At 40.7% G+C, this 19989-nt stretch carries 15 protein-coding genes; 8 read left to right on the top strand and 7 right to left on the bottom strand.

The genetic code is table 11. The features are described 5' to 3' along the window. The first annotated feature begins 4 nt into the window (after nt 1-4). From HMPREF9447_RS14755 to HMPREF9447_RS14720, 6 genes are all read left to right on the top strand, one after another. Nucleotides 5-529, top strand: a complete 525-nt coding sequence (locus HMPREF9447_RS14755) for a hypothetical protein (RefSeq protein ID WP_009130538.1) — start codon at nt 5-7, stop codon at nt 527-529. Nucleotides 530-583: 54 nt separating this feature from the next. Continuing rightward, the gene (locus HMPREF9447_RS14750) at nt 584-2398 is read left to right on the top strand and encodes a dynamin family protein (protein WP_009130537.1); all 1815 of its coding nucleotides are present in this window, start codon (nt 584-586) and stop codon (nt 2396-2398) included. A gap of 515 nt (nt 2399-2913) precedes the next feature. Next, complete coding sequence (locus HMPREF9447_RS14735) at nt 2914-3993, top strand: ADP-ribosylglycohydrolase family protein (RefSeq protein WP_009130535.1); 1080 nt, start codon at nt 2914-2916, stop codon at nt 3991-3993. Nucleotides 3994-4073: 80 nt separating this feature from the next. After that, nucleotides 4074-5948, top strand: coding sequence for a RelA/SpoT family protein (locus HMPREF9447_RS14730; protein ID WP_009130534.1), 1875 nt, complete (start codon nt 4074-4076; stop codon nt 5946-5948). Nucleotides 5949-5959: 11 nt separating this feature from the next. Continuing rightward, complete coding sequence (locus tag HMPREF9447_RS14725) at nt 5960-6976, top strand: WG repeat-containing protein (RefSeq protein ID WP_009130533.1); 1017 nt, start codon at nt 5960-5962, stop codon at nt 6974-6976. Between the two features lie 162 nt (nt 6977-7138). Further along, nucleotides 7139-8449: a DUF5723 family protein gene (locus tag HMPREF9447_RS14720; protein WP_009130532.1), complete on the top strand. Its 1311-nt coding sequence runs from the start codon at nt 7139-7141 to the stop codon at nt 8447-8449. 98 nt (nt 8450-8547) lie between these two features. On the opposite strand, the gene HMPREF9447_RS14715 is transcribed toward HMPREF9447_RS14720, so the two are convergent. Next, nucleotides 8548-9642 carry a DUF2027 domain-containing protein gene (locus tag HMPREF9447_RS14715; protein ID WP_044138249.1) on the bottom strand — a complete coding sequence of 365 codons (1095 nt, stop codon included), beginning with the start codon at nt 9640-9642 and terminating at the stop codon, nt 8548-8550. A gap of 148 nt (nt 9643-9790) precedes the next feature. On the opposite strand from HMPREF9447_RS14715, the gene HMPREF9447_RS14710 reads away from it, so the two are divergent. Together HMPREF9447_RS14710 and HMPREF9447_RS14705 are read left to right on the top strand one after the other, a co-directional pair. After that, entirely contained in the window at nt 9791-11029 is a 1239-nt protein-coding gene (locus tag HMPREF9447_RS14710) for an S-adenosylmethionine:tRNA ribosyltransferase-isomerase (protein ID WP_009130530.1), read from the top strand. Next, nucleotides 11026-11535: an NUDIX hydrolase gene (locus tag HMPREF9447_RS14705; RefSeq protein ID WP_009130529.1), complete on the top strand. Its 510-nt coding sequence runs from the start codon at nt 11026-11028 to the stop codon at nt 11533-11535. Before HMPREF9447_RS14710 ends, HMPREF9447_RS14705 begins: the two co-directional genes overlap by 4 nt. A gap of 78 nt (nt 11536-11613) precedes the next feature. Here HMPREF9447_RS14705 and glmM read toward each other — a convergent pair whose 3' ends face one another. From glmM to HMPREF9447_RS14675, 6 genes are all read right to left on the bottom strand, one after another. Next, nucleotides 11614-13002 (bottom strand): phosphoglucosamine mutase, encoded by a 1389-nt coding sequence (glmM, locus tag HMPREF9447_RS14700; protein WP_009130528.1) that lies wholly within the window; start codon nt 13000-13002, stop codon nt 11614-11616. Nucleotides 13003-13040: 38 nt separating this feature from the next. Then, the gene (locus tag HMPREF9447_RS14695) at nt 13041-13640 is read right to left on the bottom strand and encodes a DUF4827 domain-containing protein (RefSeq protein WP_009130527.1); all 600 of its coding nucleotides are present in this window, start codon (nt 13638-13640) and stop codon (nt 13041-13043) included. 103 nt (nt 13641-13743) lie between these two features. Further along, on the bottom strand, nt 13744-14781 hold the full coding sequence (locus HMPREF9447_RS14690; RefSeq protein ID WP_009130526.1) for a DHH family phosphoesterase: 1038 nt from the start codon (nt 14779-14781) through the stop codon (nt 13744-13746). Between the two features lie 116 nt (nt 14782-14897). Further along, complete coding sequence (locus HMPREF9447_RS14685; RefSeq protein ID WP_009130525.1) at nt 14898-16208, bottom strand: HlyD family secretion protein; 1311 nt, start codon at nt 16206-16208, stop codon at nt 14898-14900. Between the two features lie 19 nt (nt 16209-16227). Further along, nucleotides 16228-18438: a peptidase domain-containing ABC transporter gene (locus HMPREF9447_RS14680; protein WP_085938333.1), complete on the bottom strand. Its 2211-nt coding sequence runs from the start codon at nt 18436-18438 to the stop codon at nt 16228-16230. Next, nucleotides 18435-19985 carry a vitamin K epoxide reductase family protein gene (locus HMPREF9447_RS14675; protein WP_009130523.1) on the bottom strand — a complete coding sequence of 517 codons (1551 nt, stop codon included), beginning with the start codon at nt 19983-19985 and terminating at the stop codon, nt 18435-18437. Before HMPREF9447_RS14675 ends, HMPREF9447_RS14680 begins: the two co-directional genes overlap by 4 nt. Nucleotides 19986-19989 lie beyond the last annotated feature (4 nt).

Raw genomic sequence — 19989 nt, 5'->3', positions numbered from 1 at the left:
ATTTATGGCTGATATTCAACAATTCGAGAAACTTTGGGATGGTTTTGTTACTTCTTTTAAGGGAGACCTTATTGGGCAATCAAGAAAGCAAACGCTAACCTATCCGTTAGTAAAGCTTATTTTTTCTGATAAGGTTCTAACCTTAACTTCAGAATATGGTTCTTTTGGTCGCTGGTTAGATGAAGTTATCAGAAACCAGCCTCGGAAAGGTAAGTTAATAAAAGAACTTCTGACCAAAGACATGGTTTTGACCGAAGAAAGATTAAATAATGAAATCTCATCTGGTATGAAATATGTCGCAGTTGGAGGAGCAGGTGCCCTTGGATTCATAGCAGCGAAAGGTATGGCTTTAGGAATGCTTAGTACAGCTGTTCTTACTTTAGCGCCAATGGCTATTGTTTATCCAGTAGCTACATCCTATATTTCTACTCATAAAGAAAAAAATATCTACACATTAATTGATGCTTATATAACTCAACTTGATAAATACAAAAAATCTATTAGTTCTGTTTTACTTGCTGAGGAATAATTGTTACATAACACTGTTTCAATTTCCATTGAAACATATCTAAAAAGAGTTACTATGGATTTATTGTCAACGCTTAATACACTCCACACTATCATCTCAGACAGTCTCTTACCTGAGATAAATAAAGACTCATATTTGAACCGGTTAAGAAAGATTGAGCAAAGATCAAAAGATTCCAATATATATGTCGGTATAGTTGGTGAGTTTTCAAGTGGTAAATCAACATTGATTAATTCATTAATAGGTGCGGATTATTTTGTCACAAATTCACTTCAAGGCACAACTACAACTATAACTGCAATTAAGTATGCAGAAACCGCCGATCTTGAACTCAAGTATAAGAATGGAAAGTCATTAAGGTACAGTAATAATAAATTGTCGCTAATTGAAAAGTATCTGCCAGAGGTTTATAAAAAGCTATCTATCGGTGAAAAAATAAAGCTGAAAGTTGTAGGATTATTAGGTGGCAACAAAAAAGATGAACTATTACTTCGAATTTTTGATGTAGTAACAACATCAGATGACGCATCCGAGGACCTGGATGAAGCTGTCGTATACCATCCTTCTGATTTTTTGAAAAATGGTATTGTAATCTTAGATACTCCTGGCACAGATTCACTAAATCCTAATCACCAAACAATTACTGAACGTGCTATATCTGAGAAATGCGACTTGGCAATGGTGATAATTCCATCCAATACACCTTTTTCACAAACTCTATCTGGTTTTATCGAAGATAACTTATTACCTTGTATAGATAAATGCTTCTTCCTAATAACAAAAGTAGAATTGTTGCGAAAAGATGTTGAACGCAGAAGTCTTATTAAATGGGTTAATTCTCGATTAGATGCATTTTTTGGTATAGAGAATCCTAAAACTATTTTAGCTCCTACTCTTTTATCTCTTGAGGAAAGGGGATTGATAGAAAGAACAGGAATGCTTGAACATCTTTCCAGCGAAGACAGGTTTATGCTTTCATCTGAATTTGATTCAGATACTAAAAGAATGTTTAATGAGATTCTCGCAGGCAAAGATGATGCTATTCGTGGAACTTTGAATAGGTTTATCAAGTCGCTTAATGCAAATTTGATGAAAGAGATATCAAAAAAACAGATACAACTTGAAACCGACTTGGCCACATTAAAAAGGTTACAAACTATCCCACTAAATCAATTTATGGCCAACTTCTTTAAAAAAGAAGACGCTGACGAAAACTTCAGTTTTACTGAAGCTCGATTACAAAATCTTTGGTATAAAAAGCAAATGGATTTTGAAAGATATGTGTGTAACAAAATAGACCAAGCTGATTCTAAGAATGAAGCACAAGGAGTCATGGATGAAGGCAGCACTATAAGTTATGGGCAATCATGTTTTCAAGATTGCTATAATGCATTCTCTTCAGAATTAAATGGACTGATATCATTTCACGAAAACAACTTTGACTCATTTAGAAATTTGTTTTCTTCAACATTCTCTATAACAGCCTTAGACTTCACTTTTAAATTGAAAAATAAGCCTTCATGGCAAAGGGAATATAAATCAAACTTTAGCAAGTGGAATCTAACAACTGCTCCTCTTTTTCGTGTCTTTAAGAAACTGCAAACAATTAAGCAAGAGATGAAAGATGAAGTGCGACGTCAATTAGAAATAAACATCGAGAAAATGCAAAGTTATTATATGCAAAAGATTACAGAAGCGAATACCAATTTGAATGAGCAAATGGAGAAAATAAAACCACTATTTGCTTCAAAGTATAACCACATAATTAATAAAAAAATTGCAGAAGAACAACAAAAAGAACAATTACTCCGTTCACAGATTGCTCAATTACAACAATCTCTCAAAACATTAGAATCAATAATACACTAAAGAGCAATAAAATGCTTATACGGGATAATATGGCATTCCGTAAGCTCAAGCATACTGATCATTTTATTACCTATTTTCGGCCATATATTATACTTTAATACCAGTGTTACCAGAGGTGCTATAGCAGAATAAGCCACAACAAACTGATCTTTAAACTGATATAGTATAATTATAGAAAGTAAAGTTACGCTCTGATGTAACCTTACTTTAGTTTTCTTAGTAAGCCATCGATATGAGTGCAGCATGTCCGTATCATTGTTAATCGCAGGTGCAGTCGCACACCTACAAGACAGAATACCAAGTGGTATAGAAATTATAACAACCGAAAAACGTATTAATATCCATCAGAAAAATATAGAAAAATTGAAAGAAGTGTGTGAACATGCAGAAATATCTGATATTTCATTCGATAAAAATTCATTAAACCTATCGCTTGAATTACATTAAATTTAATCGAAGTGATAGAATGAAGGAAAACAGGTATCTCTATATAAAAACAAGAAAGAAACAATATTATGGACGAGAAAATACAAAAAGACAGAATTCGTGGTTCATTGATAGGTGGAGCCATAGGTGATGCTTTAGGCTATCCTGTAGAATTTTTAGATTCTGCAGCTATTCAAAGAAAATATGGAAATGCAGGAATTACCCGTCTTGATATCAGGCAATGGTGGAGGAACGAAGACAATTCTGCCGAAAAGGCCTGGATTTCTGATGATACACAAATGACACTGTTTACAGCCTGTGGCATTTTGAATGCAAAAGAAAAGGGGAGCACTCCTGTACATAGTATTTGTGAAGCTTACATAGAATGGTATTATACGCAATCAGGTAGGAGGAACAAACGTTTTAATGAATGTTGGATCGGGGATATTCCGGAACTGAATCAACGCAGAGCCCCCGGCAATACTTGTCTCACTGCTCTTTCTTATATTATGGCAGGAAAAAACTTCCATAATAACAGTAAAGGATGTGGTGGTGTTATGCGCATCGCCCCCATCCCCTTATATGGTGTAGCCCAAGGACGAATATCGGATATAGATGCTATTGACCGCCTTGCGGCAGACGCAGCAGAGCTTACCCACCAACATCCATTAGGTTTTATTCCGGCAGCCTTTACTGCCCATGTCATTTATCGTCTGGCTACCGATGAACATCCGCAGAAGGAGACATTCAAGAATTATATCAGGGAAGGATTGGAGTCAGTGCAGCAAATGTTTGGCAACCATGCCGAAGAAGTAGGACAATTTATTTATTTAATAAAGAAAGCTATCCTCCTGTCAGATATTTCAACAGATGATGTACGTGCCATCGAAGACGAATTAGGTGGCGGATGGGTGGCTGAAGAAACCGCCGCTATAGCCATCTACTGTGCTTTGAGCTATTTTGAAAACTTCGAAAAGGCCATGATTGCAGCTGTAAATCATACAGGTGACAGTGATTCTACAGGTGCTGTAACCGGGAACTTGTTAGGCGCTGCCATTGGTTACGATGCCATCCCCCAGTTCTACAAAAATGACTTGGAACTGCATGATGTAATATTACATATTGCTGATGACTTGTATCTCGGCGAAACGACACCTTACCGGAAGTAAAAAAACGATCAGACTAAGACAGTCTTTGACTAGGAAGAAAGCAAGTGATAACTTTATAAACGCCATTATCCATAAGTACTATGAAACAAGATTACGAAAAGCTGATAAAAGAACGTGTGGAAAATCTCTTCCATACGATGGAACAACGGGTTACACCCCAAGAAATGGAACAGATTAGAGCTGCTTACCAACTGGCTCACGAGGCTCATAAGGAGCAAACGCGCAAAACCGGAGAACCGTATATCATCCATCCGATAGCAGTGGCCCGTATCGTTGCCGAAGAACTCAGTCTGGGAGCCAATCCCGTTATTGCCGCTTTCCTGCACGATGTAGTGGAAGATACATCATACACCATGGAAGACATAGAAAAACTCTTCGGTGAAGATGTTGCTTTCTTAGTGCGTGTAGTGACCAAACAGAAGAAAGAGCATTACGAAATGTCCAAACAATTGGATAATTTCAAACAGATGCTCGACTCAGTTCATTATGACATACGTGCCATCTTGATAAAGTTAGCCGATCGCCTGCATAACATGCGTACGCTCAACAGTATGAAGCCCGATAAGCAAATGAAGATAGCGGGTGAAACGGACTATTTCTACGCTCCATTAGCTAACCGTTTAGGACTGTATGATATAAAAACAGAGCTGGAAAATCTCAGTTTCCGTTTCCGCTGCCCACACGAATATGCGCAATTTGTGGAACTGCTTCAGCAAGACAAAGCAGATAATGATGCCGCACTAACAGCTCTCACAAATAAAATAGAGAGTATTCTTCAAAAGCATAATATCCAAGTGAGAATAGAAGTACGGTATAGAATGCCTTATAGTCTATGGCGTAAGATAAATAAATCACACACAGACTTCAAGCATCTGGCCCACAGACATTTCATCCAGATTATTTTTCCCGACAAGGAAGAAGTGTCGGAAAAGAATCTGTGCTTGCAGATTTACTCGCTATTGACAGATACATTTAAAGAAAAACCGGGTAGTATTGCCAACTATATAGACTCGCCCAAAGAAAACGGTTATCAAAGTTTTCATGTGAAGTTACTGTCCGAACATGGCACCTGGGAAGAAATACATATCAGCAGTGAACGAATGGTTTATTATTCACAGTTCGGTTGCGTGGCCAGTCGCTCAGAAAGTAATATCAAGAAGTGGATCGAGAAGTTCAAGTTCGTTCTGCAAGATATTGCTTATCACAGTCAGGATGGTTGGTTTATTGAAAACGTAGTCTCATCTTTTTATAATGATGACATTATGGTTTTTACCCCTAAAGGCCAACCAATCATATTACCACAACGTGCCACGGCTCTGGACTTCGCATTCGAGATACATAGCCGTTTGGGAGAACATGCCCAATATGCCCGCATCAACGGAAAACTATGTTCTGTCAAAACCGTACTTCACCGCGGAGATTGTGTGGAAATCGGAGCAAACGAACAGACACATCCACAACCTGATTGGGTCAACCACGTATTAACGTACAAAGCCAAACGTTATTTACGTACTTATCTGTATCGGATGAAAAAGATACCATATCAACGTTGCCCTTTTTGCCATCCGCTTCCGGGTGACGAAGTTATCGGGTTTACGGAAAATGACAAATCCGTAACTATCCACAAACGTGATTGTTCTACCGCCATCCGCCTGGCATCTCAAAAAGGAGATTCCATTGTCTCCATTGACTTCAAAGAAGACAAAGAAATCTTATATCCGGTGCGAATTCATATCAGAGCGGTGGATCGCTATCATCTCCTGAGCGACCTGATTGACTGTATCACCAATAAGTTAAAGCTCTCTATTGAAAGTTTGCACACAACGACAACAGACGAAATCGTGGATTGTTTCATTAATTTCTCCGTGCACTCTTTCAACGAATTACAAGATATTATCAGCTTCATCAGTCTTATAGAGGGAGTGGATGAAGTTCAAAGAGAAGAATTAAAATAATACATATGACTATGAAACGATTTACTTTTAAACGAATACTTGCTACAATCAGTGTAGTTTGTTTATGTGCCATCACTACTGTCATCCTTGCAGAATACATAAAAAGCAATAAAGGATACGAATCTTTTGGAGATACGTATAGCAGTGAATGCTATTCCATGCGAACAAAAGACGGGTATAAACTCATCAATTCAAAGACTGGAAAAACCACGATCGACAAAATAGACTGGCTGTTGGCTTCCGACCAATATTCGGACACATTAGTGGTATTCTCAAAAAAGAATAAACGGGGATACTTCAACCGCTATACGGGAGAAGTCACTATTCCGGAACAATATACACATGCCTGGATTTTTGCAGAGGGACTGGCAGCAGTAGTATCAAATGACAAAATCGGTTTCATCAACCAACAGGGGAAAGTAGTCATTGGTTTTCAATACCCTTACTTTAAGGACAATGCAAAAAATATTAATTTTGTTTTCCGCAACGGTTATTGCAGCATGTTCGATGGATCAGGGAAATGCGGCATCATCAATCAAAAAGGAGAATGGGTATTGGCTCCTTCATTCGATTATATCGAAACGCCTGTATATGGTAAAAGATTATTCAGAAATAATAAAAAATACGGTGTCCTTGACGAGTCTTTGCATGTAGCAATTCCGGCAGAGTATGCTTATATAGAGTTAACGAAAGATGCAGCAGTCGTCACAAGAACAGACGAAAGTAAATCGCTTCTTTCTTATAAAGGAGAAATGATAAATCCATGTGTATATAGCAGTATAGCAAGATTAGATTACGATACCGGTAAATATACAGATAGTGGCATAGAGATATCTGAACCCACCGGTTTATATTGTTATGGTATGGTCAACAGCTATGGCTTGATGAGCGAAGACGGGAAACCAATTACTCCTCCGCTCTACAAAGACATCACACCTATCAATAAAAATTTGTTTCAATGTACTTTGAAAGGCTCGTACTCTGCCATTATTATTGACCGTAAAGGAAATGTGATAAAGCAGGAATAGTTATCTCCACTTAATCCGTTTTTAAAACCGCATATTCTCGTATAAACACCATTTATCTCAACTTTCTGCAATTTTATATTTGCATATCACAAATAAGAGTTTTAACTTTGCATAAACAATTCTAAGTATTCATTAACAATAACCCACAAATAACGAGACACAATGAGAAAGCTTTTACTTCTGGGATTTTGCATTTCCCTATTTGTGCCTACAGCTATGCAAGCACAGTACTTACGTTCATCCTATTTCATGGAAGGTAGCAGTACCCGTATGCAACTAAACCCGGCATCGCAACCGAAGCGTGGCTATGTCAATCTGCCTGTTATAGGTTCATTGACTGCCGAGGTATCATCCAATTCTCTGGGCATCCAAGACGTCATTGACATTTTTGATTCCGACGGAGAATTTTATAACAATGACAAGTTCTACAACCGCTTGAAAGGCATGAATGAGTTGAATATCAGTCTCAACACTGATGTTATCTCTTTCGGATTCTATAAAGGAAAAAGCTTTTGGTCGTTCAACGTCGGAGCTCGCGTAGATGTAGATGCCACAATCCCCAAAACCATGTTCGAGTATCTGCGGGCGGTAGATGTGGAAAACTTTAATTGGGAAGGTCAACAAGCTTTCAATATCCAAAATGAGAAACTGCGTCTAAATTCTTATATAGAAGTCGGAGCAGGCTATTCACGTGCCATCAACGAACGCCTGACCATAGGTGGTAAAGCTAAACTTTTATTAGGTGCCGGAAATATAAACCTAAAGATCAACCAACTCTATATATCCGCAAAAGAAGCAGGAATAGACTCTGAATTGCAATTGAAAGCGGATGCATATCTGGAAGCCTCTGCCAAAGGACTGGATTTAGAAGAAGAAAATGGATACATCACCGATCTGGACAACAACAACTTCGGCATCAGCGGTTACGGAGCAGGCTTCGATTTGGGAGCAAGTTATCAGGTAATGAAGAACCTCACCTTCTCTGCCGCAATTCTTGATTTAGGATTTATCTCCTGGGGCAAATCGAGCACTCAGATAGCCGAATCAAACAAAAATACGATTATTAATAAAGACAATTACGGTGATTCATCCGAAGTGCTGGATTTTGAATTATACGGTTTGCAGAAGAAAGAAAACAAGTCTCGCACCACTTCTTTATCACCGACTATGGTTTTAGGGGGAGAATACGGATTGCTGGATAACAAATTGGGCTTAGGCTTATTGTCAACCACCCGTTTCGGACAATTAAAAACATACTCCGAATTGACTCTCTCAGCCAATTATCGTCCAAACACCTTAATTAATGCTTCATTAAGTTACTCCATGATACAAGGTGGCGAGACATTCGGTATCGCCTTCAAAGTAGGTCCTTTAATGTTGGGAACCGACTACATGTATTTCGGAAACAATTCCAAACATGTGAATGCTTTCATCGGACTTTCTATTCCTTTAGGAAAGAAAAGTTCTGATTAAACTGCAAAAGCTACAAGTTACAAAAAGCTACGAGCTACGAGTTGCTGCACTATTATGCGCAAGATACTCGTAGCTCGTAGCTTTTTGTAACTCGTAACTTATTTCACTGTCACCATCGTCGCCCCGAAACCATATTCCTGGAAAGAAGCATCCTGATGCCGGAAAGCCGAATACTTACGTTTCAATTCATCAAGCAGCGCCTTGCGAAGCACACCGTCACCTTTACCATGAATGAAGACAATGCGCTGTTCACGCTTATTCTTATACTGTTCCAGCACTTCGCGGAACTTATCCAACTGATAATTCAATATCTCACTGTTACTCATCCCATGAGTATCATCCAGCAGTTCAGCTATATGGAGGTCTATTTCGATGATACCACTCTGTCCGCCACGCTTCACAATGGGCTGGGATTTTGGCTTATCCACCAGTGTTTTCTGGAGCAAAGCAGACTGCAGTTCCTCAGCGGAAACATACACTTGTTTGGTAGGAATATCATCCTTCACTATGTCATAAATCAATGCGGGAGTTTCAAAGAACTCTGATTCCTGAAACGTATGCAGCTTATAAAACTTCACCGTATCAATGCGAAACTCTACACTGACAGCCGGTTTCAAAACAAAAGACCGGCTATCCTTAAAAGCAATGAACTGCACAGCTACATGTTCCCGGTCATTCAATTCTGCTTTCTCAAACTCTTCCAGCAAAAATTTAGTGTTTGGTTCTACCATTCCATGAGAACGGACACTCCATGCCTTTCCCTCAGCGCAGAGATAAGTATAATACAGATAGTAATTGCTATCATTCACCAGATATGACTCAAAAGGAGTAGTACTAACCGCTTTAATATCTTCCGGAACGAAAGCCAGAAAAACATCCAGGATATCCCCGCCACGAGTTTCCGGCTGGCGATAGACAGAAGCCTGCGGTTTAGACAAGCGCTCCGTTTCCTCCTGAGCAGAATGAGATATAGAAGACCGGACTGGTTTCTCTTCTACTTTCTTCGGAGCAGCTTTCGGCACGGACCTTGTCATATTATAATCATCCGTATCAATCACTACACACTCACGCATAGGCATCGGAATATCAAACCCGTCAGCATCCTCTATCAATACAATATCTTTTCCTCTGAAACCTGTCACTACACCGCCCCCAATTTCATTGAGAAAACGTACTTTATCACCTATTTTCATCATATCATTTACGATTTAACTATTTATGATTTACGATTGAGGCTACTTAAACGAACAATCGCCCTACAAAGATACGGTAACTCAACAAAAAAAGATAGAAAAAAGACGATAAATATCCGTACCTTTACAGCCCGTAAAGAAGTTTATCATGAAAGAAGATCCGAAACATATCCGTATCAGCGAGTTCAACTATCCGTTACCGGACGAACGCATCGCTAAATTCCCCTTGACTGTGCGCGATCAATCCAAACTTTTGGTCTATCGTCACGGTGAAGTATCCGAAGACATTTTCACCTCACTTCCTTTTTATCTGCCGGCGGGAAGCCTGATGATATTCAATAATACGAAAGTAATTCAAGCACGCCTGCACTTCCGCAAGGAGACAGGCGCTCTGATTGAAGTGTTCTGTCTGGAACCCATTGAACCGAATGATTATGTACTCAATTTCCAGCAAACAGAACATGCTGCCTGGCTTTGCATGATTGGCAATCTGAAGAAATGGAAAGAAGGGACTCTGAAACGGGAGATGGTTGTAAAGAATCAACCCATTACCCTAACAGCTACCCGAGGTGAATGTCATGGTACCAGTCACTGGATTGATTTCCACTGGAACAATCCGGAGATTACCTTTGCTGACATTCTCGAAGTATTCGGTGAACTTCCCATCCCACCCTATCTGAACCGGGAGACGCAGGAGAGCGACAAGGAAACTTATCAGACTGTTTATTCCAAGATAAAAGGTTCAGTAGCTGCACCTACCGCCGGACTGCATTTTACCCCCCACGTGCTGGATGCTTTGAGAAAAAAGGGAGTTGAGTTGGAAGAACTAACATTGCATGTGGGTGCAGGAACTTTCAAGCCCGTAAAGAGTGAAGAAATAGAAGGGCACGAAATGCATACGGAATATATATCCGTTTCGCACGGGACGATTGAGAAGTTGATTACCCATGACGGAAAAGCCATTGCCGTAGGCACTACATCAGTAAGAACACTGGAAAGCCTCTACCATATCGGTGTTACTCTCCTGAAAAATCCGGATGCAACAGAGGAGGAACTACACGTTCAGCAGTGGCAGCCTTACGAAACAGCAGAAGAGACTGCAAATATCACTTCTACAAAAGCATTGCAAGCCATTCTCGATTATCTGAACCGCCATAATATGGAAGCTTTACATACCAGCACGCAAATCATCATTGCCCCGGGATATGATTATAAGATTGTCTGCGCCATGGTCACCAATTTCCACCAGCCGCAAAGCACATTGCTGCTGCTCGTCTCAGCCTTCGTAAAAGGCAACTGGCGAAAGATATATGACTTTGCGTTAAGCCACGATTTCCGTTTTCTGAGTTATGGAGACTCATCATTATTAATACCATATGATTTATGAACAGCGATAACAACCAGGAAATGTTTCCCCTTGTTGATGAACAAGGAAATATAACAGGTGCCGCCACTCGCGGCGAGTGTCATAGCGGCAGCAAGTTGCTTCATCCCGTGATACACCTGCACGTTTTCAATTCCAAAGGCGAACTTTATCTGCAGAAGCGTCCCGAATGGAAAGACATCCAACCGGGCAAATGGGATACTTCCGTAGGCGGACATGTCGATTTGGGAGAAAGTGTAGAAATGGCATTGAAGCGCGAAGTGCGCGAAGAGCTGGGCATCACCGACTTTACACCCGAAACCATCACTCATTATGTCTTTGAGTCTGCCCGTGAGAAAGAACTCGTTTTTGTACACAAAACCGTATACGACGGTGAAATACATCCCAGCGACGAACTGGACGACGGACGCTTCTGGACGGTAGAAGAAATTAAAGAGAATATAGGCAAAGGCGTATTTACTCCGAACTTTGAAGGAGAAATCGGAAGAATTATACCACTGGACGCATAACGATATGGAACCTTATACAAAAAGAGGCGGCATCCTTTTACCAGAATGCCGCCTTTCTTGTTCTTATTGAGTATTGACTTATTTCGCCAAATCTTCGATCACCTTCATTATCTTCTGACCGATTTCTTCAGCCGCTTCCGGTGTAGAAGCCTCGCTATATACACGAATAATCGGCTCGGTATTGCTTTTGCGCAAATGTACCCACTTGTCTGCAAAATCAATCTTTACACCATCAATATCATTGATTTCTTCATTCTTATAAAGCTCTTTCACTTTCGCAAGAATAGCATCAACGTCAGTTTCGGGAGTCAGGTCCACACGATTCTTTGCCATAAAGTAAGGCGGATAAGTTGCACGAAGCTCGCTTACTTTCTTTCCCTCATGTGCCAGATGGCTCAGGAATAGAGCAATACCTACCAACGCGTCACGTCCGTAGTGGCTTGCCGGATAAATCACTCCGCCATTGCCTTCACCGCCGATAACGGCACCTACTTCCTTCATCTTGGTGGTTACATTCACCTCGCCTACGGCAGAAGCAAAATATTCCTTACCATATTTGCGGGTTACATCGCGCAATGCACGTGTAGAGCTTAGGTTAGAAACAGTGTTACCTGGTGTATGTTTCAGCACATAGTCGGCAACGCTTACTAACGTATATTCCTCACCGTACATTTTTCCATCTTCGCAAATCATTGCCAGACGATCCACATCCGGGTCAACCACAAAAGCTACATCAGCCTTGCCACCTTTCATCAGGTTCATGATGTCACCCAGATTCTTTTCCAACGGTTCGGGATTATGCTGGAAGTCCCCTGTCGGTTCGCAGTAGAGTTTTTCCACATGTTGCACACCAAGTTGTTCCAGTAATTCCGGCAGAATGATGCCGCCTACAGAATTCACACAGTCGATAGCTACACGGAAGTTTGCCTTTTTGATAGCTTCTACGTCCACCAGATCAAGCGCCAGCACACTGTCTATGTGTTTCTGATTGTAAGTTAAGTCCATGCGATAAGAGCCCAATTGATCTACTTCAGCATAGTCAAATTCTTCAGCCTCGGCAATGCGAAGTACTTCGTTACCTTCGGCAGCATTCAGAAATTCGCCGTGTTCATTCAGCAATTTCAGAGCGTTCCATTGTTTGGGATTGTGCGAAGCGGTCAGGATGATACCGCCACTGGCGCCCTCCATAGTCACAGCCAGTTCAGTAGTCGGTGTGGAAGCCAGATCGATGTCAATAACATCCCAGCCCATCCCCATCAAGGTACCTACCACTACATTCTTTACCATTTCACCCGAAATGCGGGCGTCGCGTCCTACTACAATTTTGTTGCTTTTTACTGTGCACGTTTTGCGGATAAGTGCTGCATACGCTGATGTGAATTTCACAATGTCAAGCGGATTCAATCCTTCACCCGCTCCTCCGCCAATCGTTCCGCGGATTCCAGAGATAGATTTGATTAGAGTCATTTAGGTAAATAAATTAAGAGATTGTTGGTTACACTATATCATCTATAGATTTGATATTTACGGATATCGTAGTAATAAGGATATACATTTTGCATTGCCGAATTATGCCCCATTTTGGAAGGAACAATCAGTTTAACATGTGCGCCATCACGCACGTAGGCCAATGGTACTAACCAGCCAGCAGGTACAGAAGTACCGTAGTAAAGCATAAATCCTTGTGTAAATTGACCGGCAATAGAAGAACTTGTTACTCTATAATTGAATTCATCCACTACTTCTGCATAATCCAGATTGGACATGGTTACCACGTTATTCATAAGGCTAAATTCCATAAAACGAACCAAAATCTGGTCATTAGGTTTCACGGTATCGGCAGGATTGGTAGACCCCTTATCCACTATCTGCATATACACACCACTGGCGAGCTGCACATATTCATTCTTGGATAAATCCGTAGTCGAGTCGTTTCTATAAAATTCAGTCTGAGATATAACAGTTATACTACTGTCTCTGATAAACGCTTTAATGGCATCTTTCTCATCCTCCAGCATTTCTGCATAGGTCTTGGTATTATCGCAAGCCTGAAAAGCCAAGCCACATGCCAACAAAGCTAAAAAAAACAATGTAAGTTTCTTCATTATCTGTTATTTAGTAATTCCGTACAAAAGTATTCGATTTCGTTGAAAGTTGAAAGCTCTGCGTGGAAACTTCGTATCTTTTAACCTTTGTGCCTCACTTTTTTTATCCTTTCGCATTCAGCAGAGGCTTGAATTTTTCCAAAGCGCGTTCCAAAACCCTTTTCGCTTCATCTATCGTGCCGTAAAATTCGCCGCCAGAGGCATTCAGATGTCCACCTCCATTGAAGAACTCGGCAGCCAGTTGATTACAGGGGAATGTACCCACCGAACGCAACGAAACTTTAATCATCGGCTTTTCCGTATCTTCACGCAGGAAACAGGAGAAAACCACATCTTTTATGCTCAAAGGAATATTCACAAACCCCTCACTGTCACCGCGGATATAGTCGAAACGTCCCTGTTCATTCTTGGTTAATGATATCAAGGCTGCATGATAATCAGGATACACCCGCATTTGCGAAAGCACATACCCCATCAGTCGCAGGCGACTTTCGGAATAAGTATTATAAACTTTTCGGTAAATATCGTCCTTGTCGATGCCTTTGGATAGCAGCTCTCCGATAATGAAATAGATTTCCCGATTGTTGGAGTTGTAAGTGAAACCACCTGTATCGGTCATCATGCCGGTATAAATACACTCCGCCCCTTGTTTGGTTATCTCGCTGAAATAGCCCATGCGGCATATCAGACGGAATATAAGCTCGGAAGTGGACGATATATTGGGATGCGAAATAGTAATATCACAGAATTCTTCGGGATACAAGTGGTGGTCTATCAATATTTTCTTCCCTTTGGCAGTTTTTATAGCGTCCGCCATCGCATCTATACGGCTCAAAGCGTTGAAGTCCAAGCAGCAAATGATCTCCGCCTCAGCTATTAGTTTGTCAGCAAACTCTTTGTAGCGGTCGTAAAGCAATACATCTTTACTGCCCGGCATCCACTTCAGGAAATCGGGAAAAGCATTCGGCACAATGACGTTGGCCGTCTTATCTTGTGAATTAAGGAAGTGCCATAACCCTAATGAAGAACCGATAGCGTCACCATCCGGTGCCACATGGGCTACAATAACGATTCTCTCCGCATGTCCCATCCATCTGGCAAAGCGGTCTATCTTGGCTTGTTCTATTACTTTGGTCAACATATACTTTTATGATTTTAGAAACGGATGAATAAAATAACTCTCTTCATCCATAACAAATTGAGAGGACAAAAGTACGAAAAAGTTCGGGAGTTGAGGGAAAGTAACAGAGGTTTTATTTAGTCTTCGTATTCCACTATCTTTCTTAACGGAGCTAACAACCTCTCCAATACATTCCTGTCCGCCAATATAATATCTGCTGTCCCTTTCAATTCGCGTACTGTAGGGAGCGTTCTGCCATAGTTTGTATGCAAACCATCGGGCAAAGTGATTTCCACAATGTATACTCCGTCTTCTGTCGGAACCGGAGAAATACTTTCCACCCTTCCCTTTACATAACCAAATTCCTGATCAGGATAATTATCCATACGCACATGTACCTTCTGTCCTATCTGTACCTTTCCTGAACCCTGCAAAGGAAGTTTTGCCTTTCCAACGACTTTCGAATCTTTCGAAGGTTGTACCACAAAAACCGTCTCCCCCGATTCTACATTCTGATTACGGCTCCAAACCGTCATAAAAGTTACTTTGCCACAAATCGGGCTACAGAACAAATAGCTCTGTTCCCACGAACTCAATTGAGCTTCAAGTTGTTCCACTGCATTCTTCAATTCAAGTCTGTGGTTTTGTTCTTCATCATAAGCCTGCTTGCCCAAATCCAATAAATTTTCTTCCTGCTGCTCCAATTGCATTTCAGCTTGCAGCAAACTCATACCGGAAGTTTCCTTGGTACGCAGACTCTGCAAATAACGGCTACCCGACTCTTCAAATTCTGCTGCAATCATAGCATCTCCTTCAAAAAGGATGGAATCCCGGTCATACATACTTTGCGCTAATTTCATTTCTTTTTCAGTCAATGTATGCTCACGCTGCACCAGATTGAGATAAGAACGTTGCCCACCCAGCTGTTTTCTTCCGGCATTCAATTTCTTTGTGTAATAGTCCTGCTCAATAAAACGGATATAATCTGAAAGAGCAATCATGAAAGAAGCGTACACCGATTGTAGTTCCCCTAACTGCAAACGTTTACCTATAAAATAGTCCGCTCCTTTATCCGGTTCATAACCGGCCTCTTTCCATTCTTTCATACAATCTGTCAGCCACAGTACATCTTCAGTTACAGAAGTATTCTGAATTACCCCCAAACGCTCACCTGCCTGCACCATGCCACCATTATTTATATACAACGTATCAATCTTTCCTGCTGAACGTGCCAGGATAAAGGCCGGAGGTTCTTCAGTTGTCAGAGTCACTTCCGCTTGCAGCACATCCGGGTATCGAAATACCCAGCACCCAACCAATATAACAAGCAGAATAATAAACAGCACCGTTATCCCCCACCTCACCACCCAAGGTGAAATGTGATTCATTACTTCCTGCACTTCTTCACTACGCAGTTCTATCTCCTTGTATTTCTTCTCTTCTTCCACAGTATTGAGTTACAAATTTCTAATTACCCAGTTCCAATTGATTTTTCACCAACTGATAATACAAACCTTTCCGCTCAGTTAGTTCCCGGTGAGTTCCCCCTTCCACAATCTTCCCTCTATCCAGCACTATTATGTTGTCCGCATCTCTCACCGTACTCAACCGATGAGCCACCACCACGACCGTCTTGCCCTTATAAAATTCGTACAAATGTTCCATAATCTCACGTTCATTATTGGCATCCAAGGCATTAGTAGCCTCATCAAAAAACAGATAATCCGGATTCTTATAAACGGCACGGGCTATCAAAATGCGTTGTCGTTGTCCCTGACTGATACCATTTCCTTCCATACCAATTTTAGTATTATATCCTAACGGTAGAGAATCTATAAAATCACGAATATTTGCAATAGTCACCGCATGCCGCAAGCGTTCAATATCAATCTGCTCTTCGCCCACTGCAATATTCTGGGCAATTGTTTCAGAAAAGATGAAACCATCCTGCATCACAGAACCGGTTCGGGCACGCCATAGGTGCGGATTGATATTTTCCAACGGAGTGTCCTGTATTTTGACAGTTCCTTTATTGGGAGTATAGAAGCCGAGCATCAACTTTATCAGAGTGGTTTTACCGCTTCCACTCGCTCCAACAATAGCTGTCACCCTATGTCGGGGAATATGAAGAGAAATATCATCCAGCACATAATCCCTGTCTGCACCATCATAACTGAACGACAGATTCTCGATCCGAATATCTCCCTTTTTCGGCAACACCGTCAGTTTCGATGAGATATCCTGTTCTTGATCCCTTTTGCTATGTATCTCATTCAGACGTTCCAAGCTAATCTTCGCATCCTGAAACTGCTGAGCAAAACCGATAAAAGAAGAAACCGGAGAACTCAACTGACCGATAATATAAGTAAGAGACATCATCATCCCCAAAGTCATCTGCCCATCTATCACCGCCTTTGCCGCAATGAATGAGATTACAATGTTCGTGGTCTGATTAAAGAAAATAGAGCCCACTTGCTGAACCTGTCCCAATGCCAACCCCTTTATACTGATTTTAAACAATTTCACCTGTATGCGCTCCCATTGCCAGCGTTTTTGCGTTTCACAGTTGTTCAGCTTGATCTCCTGCATGGCAGTCACCATCTGTATCAGACTGCTTTGTTCTCCGGCAGCTTGTGCAAAGCGTCGTATATCCAGTTCGCGCCGATACTTCATGAAAACAAGTATCCAACAAACGTACAAGGTATTGCCTAATAAGAAAATGCCTAATACCGTGAGATTATAATAAGCAAGTACAAAAGCAAAAATGAAAAAGTTGACGAACGAAAAGAGCGTAGTAATGGATGATCCCGTAAGAAAAGTCTTGATACGTTCATGGTCACCAATACGCTGTATAATATCGCCCACCATTTTCGAATCAAAGAAATGCAACGGCAGTTTCATCAATTTTGCCAGAAAATCAGATATCAATGATATGGTAATCCTCGTGTTGACATGCAATAATATCCAACTACGGATAAACTCTACCGACAGTTGTGAAACAGAAATTATGACTTGGGCCACCAGTACCAATAGTATAAAATTCAGATTACTGTCTCGTATACCGACATCCACCAAAGATTGTGTAAGAAAAGGAAGGATGAGCTGCAACAGGCTGACAGTCAACATTCCCAACATTAGTTGTATTAGTTGTTTCTTATAGGGAGTGAGGTATCTCAGAAAGAAAAGCAATCCTCTTTCTCTAACTTCCGGTTCATCTTCACGATGATAAAAATCAGGTCCGGGTTCTAAAATCAATGCAGTCCCGACATCTTCTCCTTCCGTCCTTGTCGACAGCCAGCATTTTTTGAATTCCAGTTCATTATAAGTCACCAATTGTTTTCCGGGATCTGCAATCCGGAACCAATATTCTCCCCGTTTCTTTTTGATACCATAACAAACTACAAAATGGTTCTGATTCCAATGCAGGATACAAGGCAAAGGTACATCAGTAATCAGCTGGTCAAATGAAACATGTACGCCCGCCGTACGAAAGCCAATAGCCTCTCCTGCATCACTGATACCCAAAAGCGATACTCCTTCGCGAGATATGAACGAACGCGCCCGCAATGTCTGCAATGAATAGCTCTTACCATAGTATTTAGCAATCATACGCAAACAAGTAGGACCACAATCCATCGCATCTGCCTGGTGATAGTATGGAAATGAATGTTTCATCAATTGATATTTAAATCCCCCAAATACCTCATATCTTCAATCTTATAATTATCCGGCAACTGGTAACCGTTTATTAAAATCGTAGGAGTTGCCGTTAACTTGTTTTTATATCGCCATTCATTATGATTACCCAATTCTTGAGAGACTTCCGCAGTTCTCAAATCATAACCGAACGTCGTGATATAGGCTTCGCCCAAATACTTCTTTCCTGCAAACCATTCATTATAAATCATTTCAGCCTTATCACGTTTTTCCTGCTGATAAACGGCAAGAAGAAACCGGGCACTGTTTTCAAGCTCTTTATTGAAAGATGAGAAAATATATTGCACACAAACTTTGTCCCCCATTTCTTTCAGCAATGTACCAATACGTTTATGCATCTGTGCACATGGATTACAATGCGGATTAGTCAGGATCGTAATACGCAACTTTGCTTGCGGACATCCCCAAAGGATTTGAGAAGTGACAGCACCAACCTCATAACGAGGCTGTTGTTCTAATTGAGAAAAAAAAACATTCTCTGATGCTTTCAGCTTATTCAATTCATACGTTACACTCTTTAATTGTTCCGAACGAAACCAACGTTCAGTCAGAAAGTGTAAAGCTAAAAAAGGGAGTAAATAAAGTATGGCTACAGACAGCACTTCCTGTATTTCAAAAGTCGGGCACTGCCATCCCACACAAGCATTGACAATAGCCGTCAACCAAAGCAGTAACAAAACAGACAAGCACAACGGACACCATTGTTTAGCCACCTTATGCTGATACCAAACGCTCCAAACCGTGTAAGGTAAAGACAATAAATTGACAAGAACCAAGTAGGGTCCCCATTGGGGATAAAATACTGTCATGATAAGACTTGATACAAAATAGCCAAGTCCTATTTCACTCCAACTAAACACTCCCCATAACTTAGCTGCTTCAGACTCCAGCACACTATTACAATCACCTTGTTTGAATAAAGAACAGATTTTATCAGTATACTCACTTTGTATTTTCCCCTGTTTCAACAATAATAAATAAGTCACCCCTACACCTGCCAGATTAATAAGTAACAATAAACTACCTACCACTGAAGAAAACAACTGATGTTGCAAACATCCCAATAACAATAAAACAGCTAAAATCATAATCATGCCTATTTTCTGAATCGAACTCAAAAGTTCCGCTTTCCAATGTTTCTTATATTCCGGTTCTACTGATGACTTTCCCGGTTCGGCAACAAGTGCAATACCCGACCATAATCTTTTAAATTCTTCTACAGGTACAGATATTTGTTTTCCCCGCCAGATATATTCCATCATCTGTCCGGATAAATGTCTCACGACTACAAAATCATTACCAACATGAGCCACGAACGGAAAAGTTAATTCCCCCAAGTCCTTATCTTCCACCTGCACTCCAGTATTCTCTACCTTATACACAGACAACATATCCGACAGACCATACAAGTTATAGCGATGCGGGTGCTCTGCAAAAAGTTTATCAGCAAAACTTCTTGTAAAGGGGATGTGTAATTCTCTTAGATAACTTGATAAAAGTGTTTTCATATAT

Source organism: Bacteroides oleiciplenus YIT 12058 (genome assembly GCF_000315485.1).
In the GTDB taxonomy this organism is placed as follows: domain Bacteria; phylum Bacteroidota; class Bacteroidia; order Bacteroidales; family Bacteroidaceae; genus Bacteroides; species Bacteroides oleiciplenus.
This window is presented reverse-complemented; position numbering and strand designations above follow the sequence as displayed.

Coding starts and splice junctions, on each gene's coding strand:
- HMPREF9447_RS14755 (WP_009130538.1), top strand. CDS start 5: ATGGCTGATATTCAACAATTCGAGAAACTTTGGGATGGTTTTGTTACT.
- HMPREF9447_RS14750 (WP_009130537.1), top strand. CDS start 584: ATGGATTTATTGTCAACGCTTAATACACTCCACACTATCATCTCAGAC.
- HMPREF9447_RS14735 (WP_009130535.1), top strand. CDS start 2,914: ATGGACGAGAAAATACAAAAAGACAGAATTCGTGGTTCATTGATAGGT.
- HMPREF9447_RS14730 (WP_009130534.1), top strand. CDS start 4,074: ATGAAACAAGATTACGAAAAGCTGATAAAAGAACGTGTGGAAAATCTC.
- HMPREF9447_RS14725 (WP_009130533.1), top strand. CDS start 5,960: ATGAAACGATTTACTTTTAAACGAATACTTGCTACAATCAGTGTAGTT.
- HMPREF9447_RS14720 (WP_009130532.1), top strand. CDS start 7,139: ATGAGAAAGCTTTTACTTCTGGGATTTTGCATTTCCCTATTTGTGCCT.
- HMPREF9447_RS14715 (WP_044138249.1), bottom strand. CDS start 9,642: ATGAAAATAGGTGATAAAGTACGTTTTCTCAATGAAATTGGGGGCGGT.
- HMPREF9447_RS14710 (WP_009130530.1), top strand. CDS start 9,791: ATGAAAGAAGATCCGAAACATATCCGTATCAGCGAGTTCAACTATCCG.
- HMPREF9447_RS14705 (WP_009130529.1), top strand. CDS start 11,026: ATGAACAGCGATAACAACCAGGAAATGTTTCCCCTTGTTGATGAACAA.
- glmM (WP_009130528.1), bottom strand. CDS start 13,002: ATGACTCTAATCAAATCTATCTCTGGAATCCGCGGAACGATTGGCGGA.
- HMPREF9447_RS14695 (WP_009130527.1), bottom strand. CDS start 13,640: ATGAAGAAACTTACATTGTTTTTTTTAGCTTTGTTGGCATGTGGCTTG.
- HMPREF9447_RS14690 (WP_009130526.1), bottom strand. CDS start 14,781: ATGTTGACCAAAGTAATAGAACAAGCCAAGATAGACCGCTTTGCCAGA.
- HMPREF9447_RS14675 (WP_009130523.1), bottom strand. CDS start 19,985: ATGAAAACACTTTTATCAAGTTATCTAAGAGAATTACACATCCCCTTT.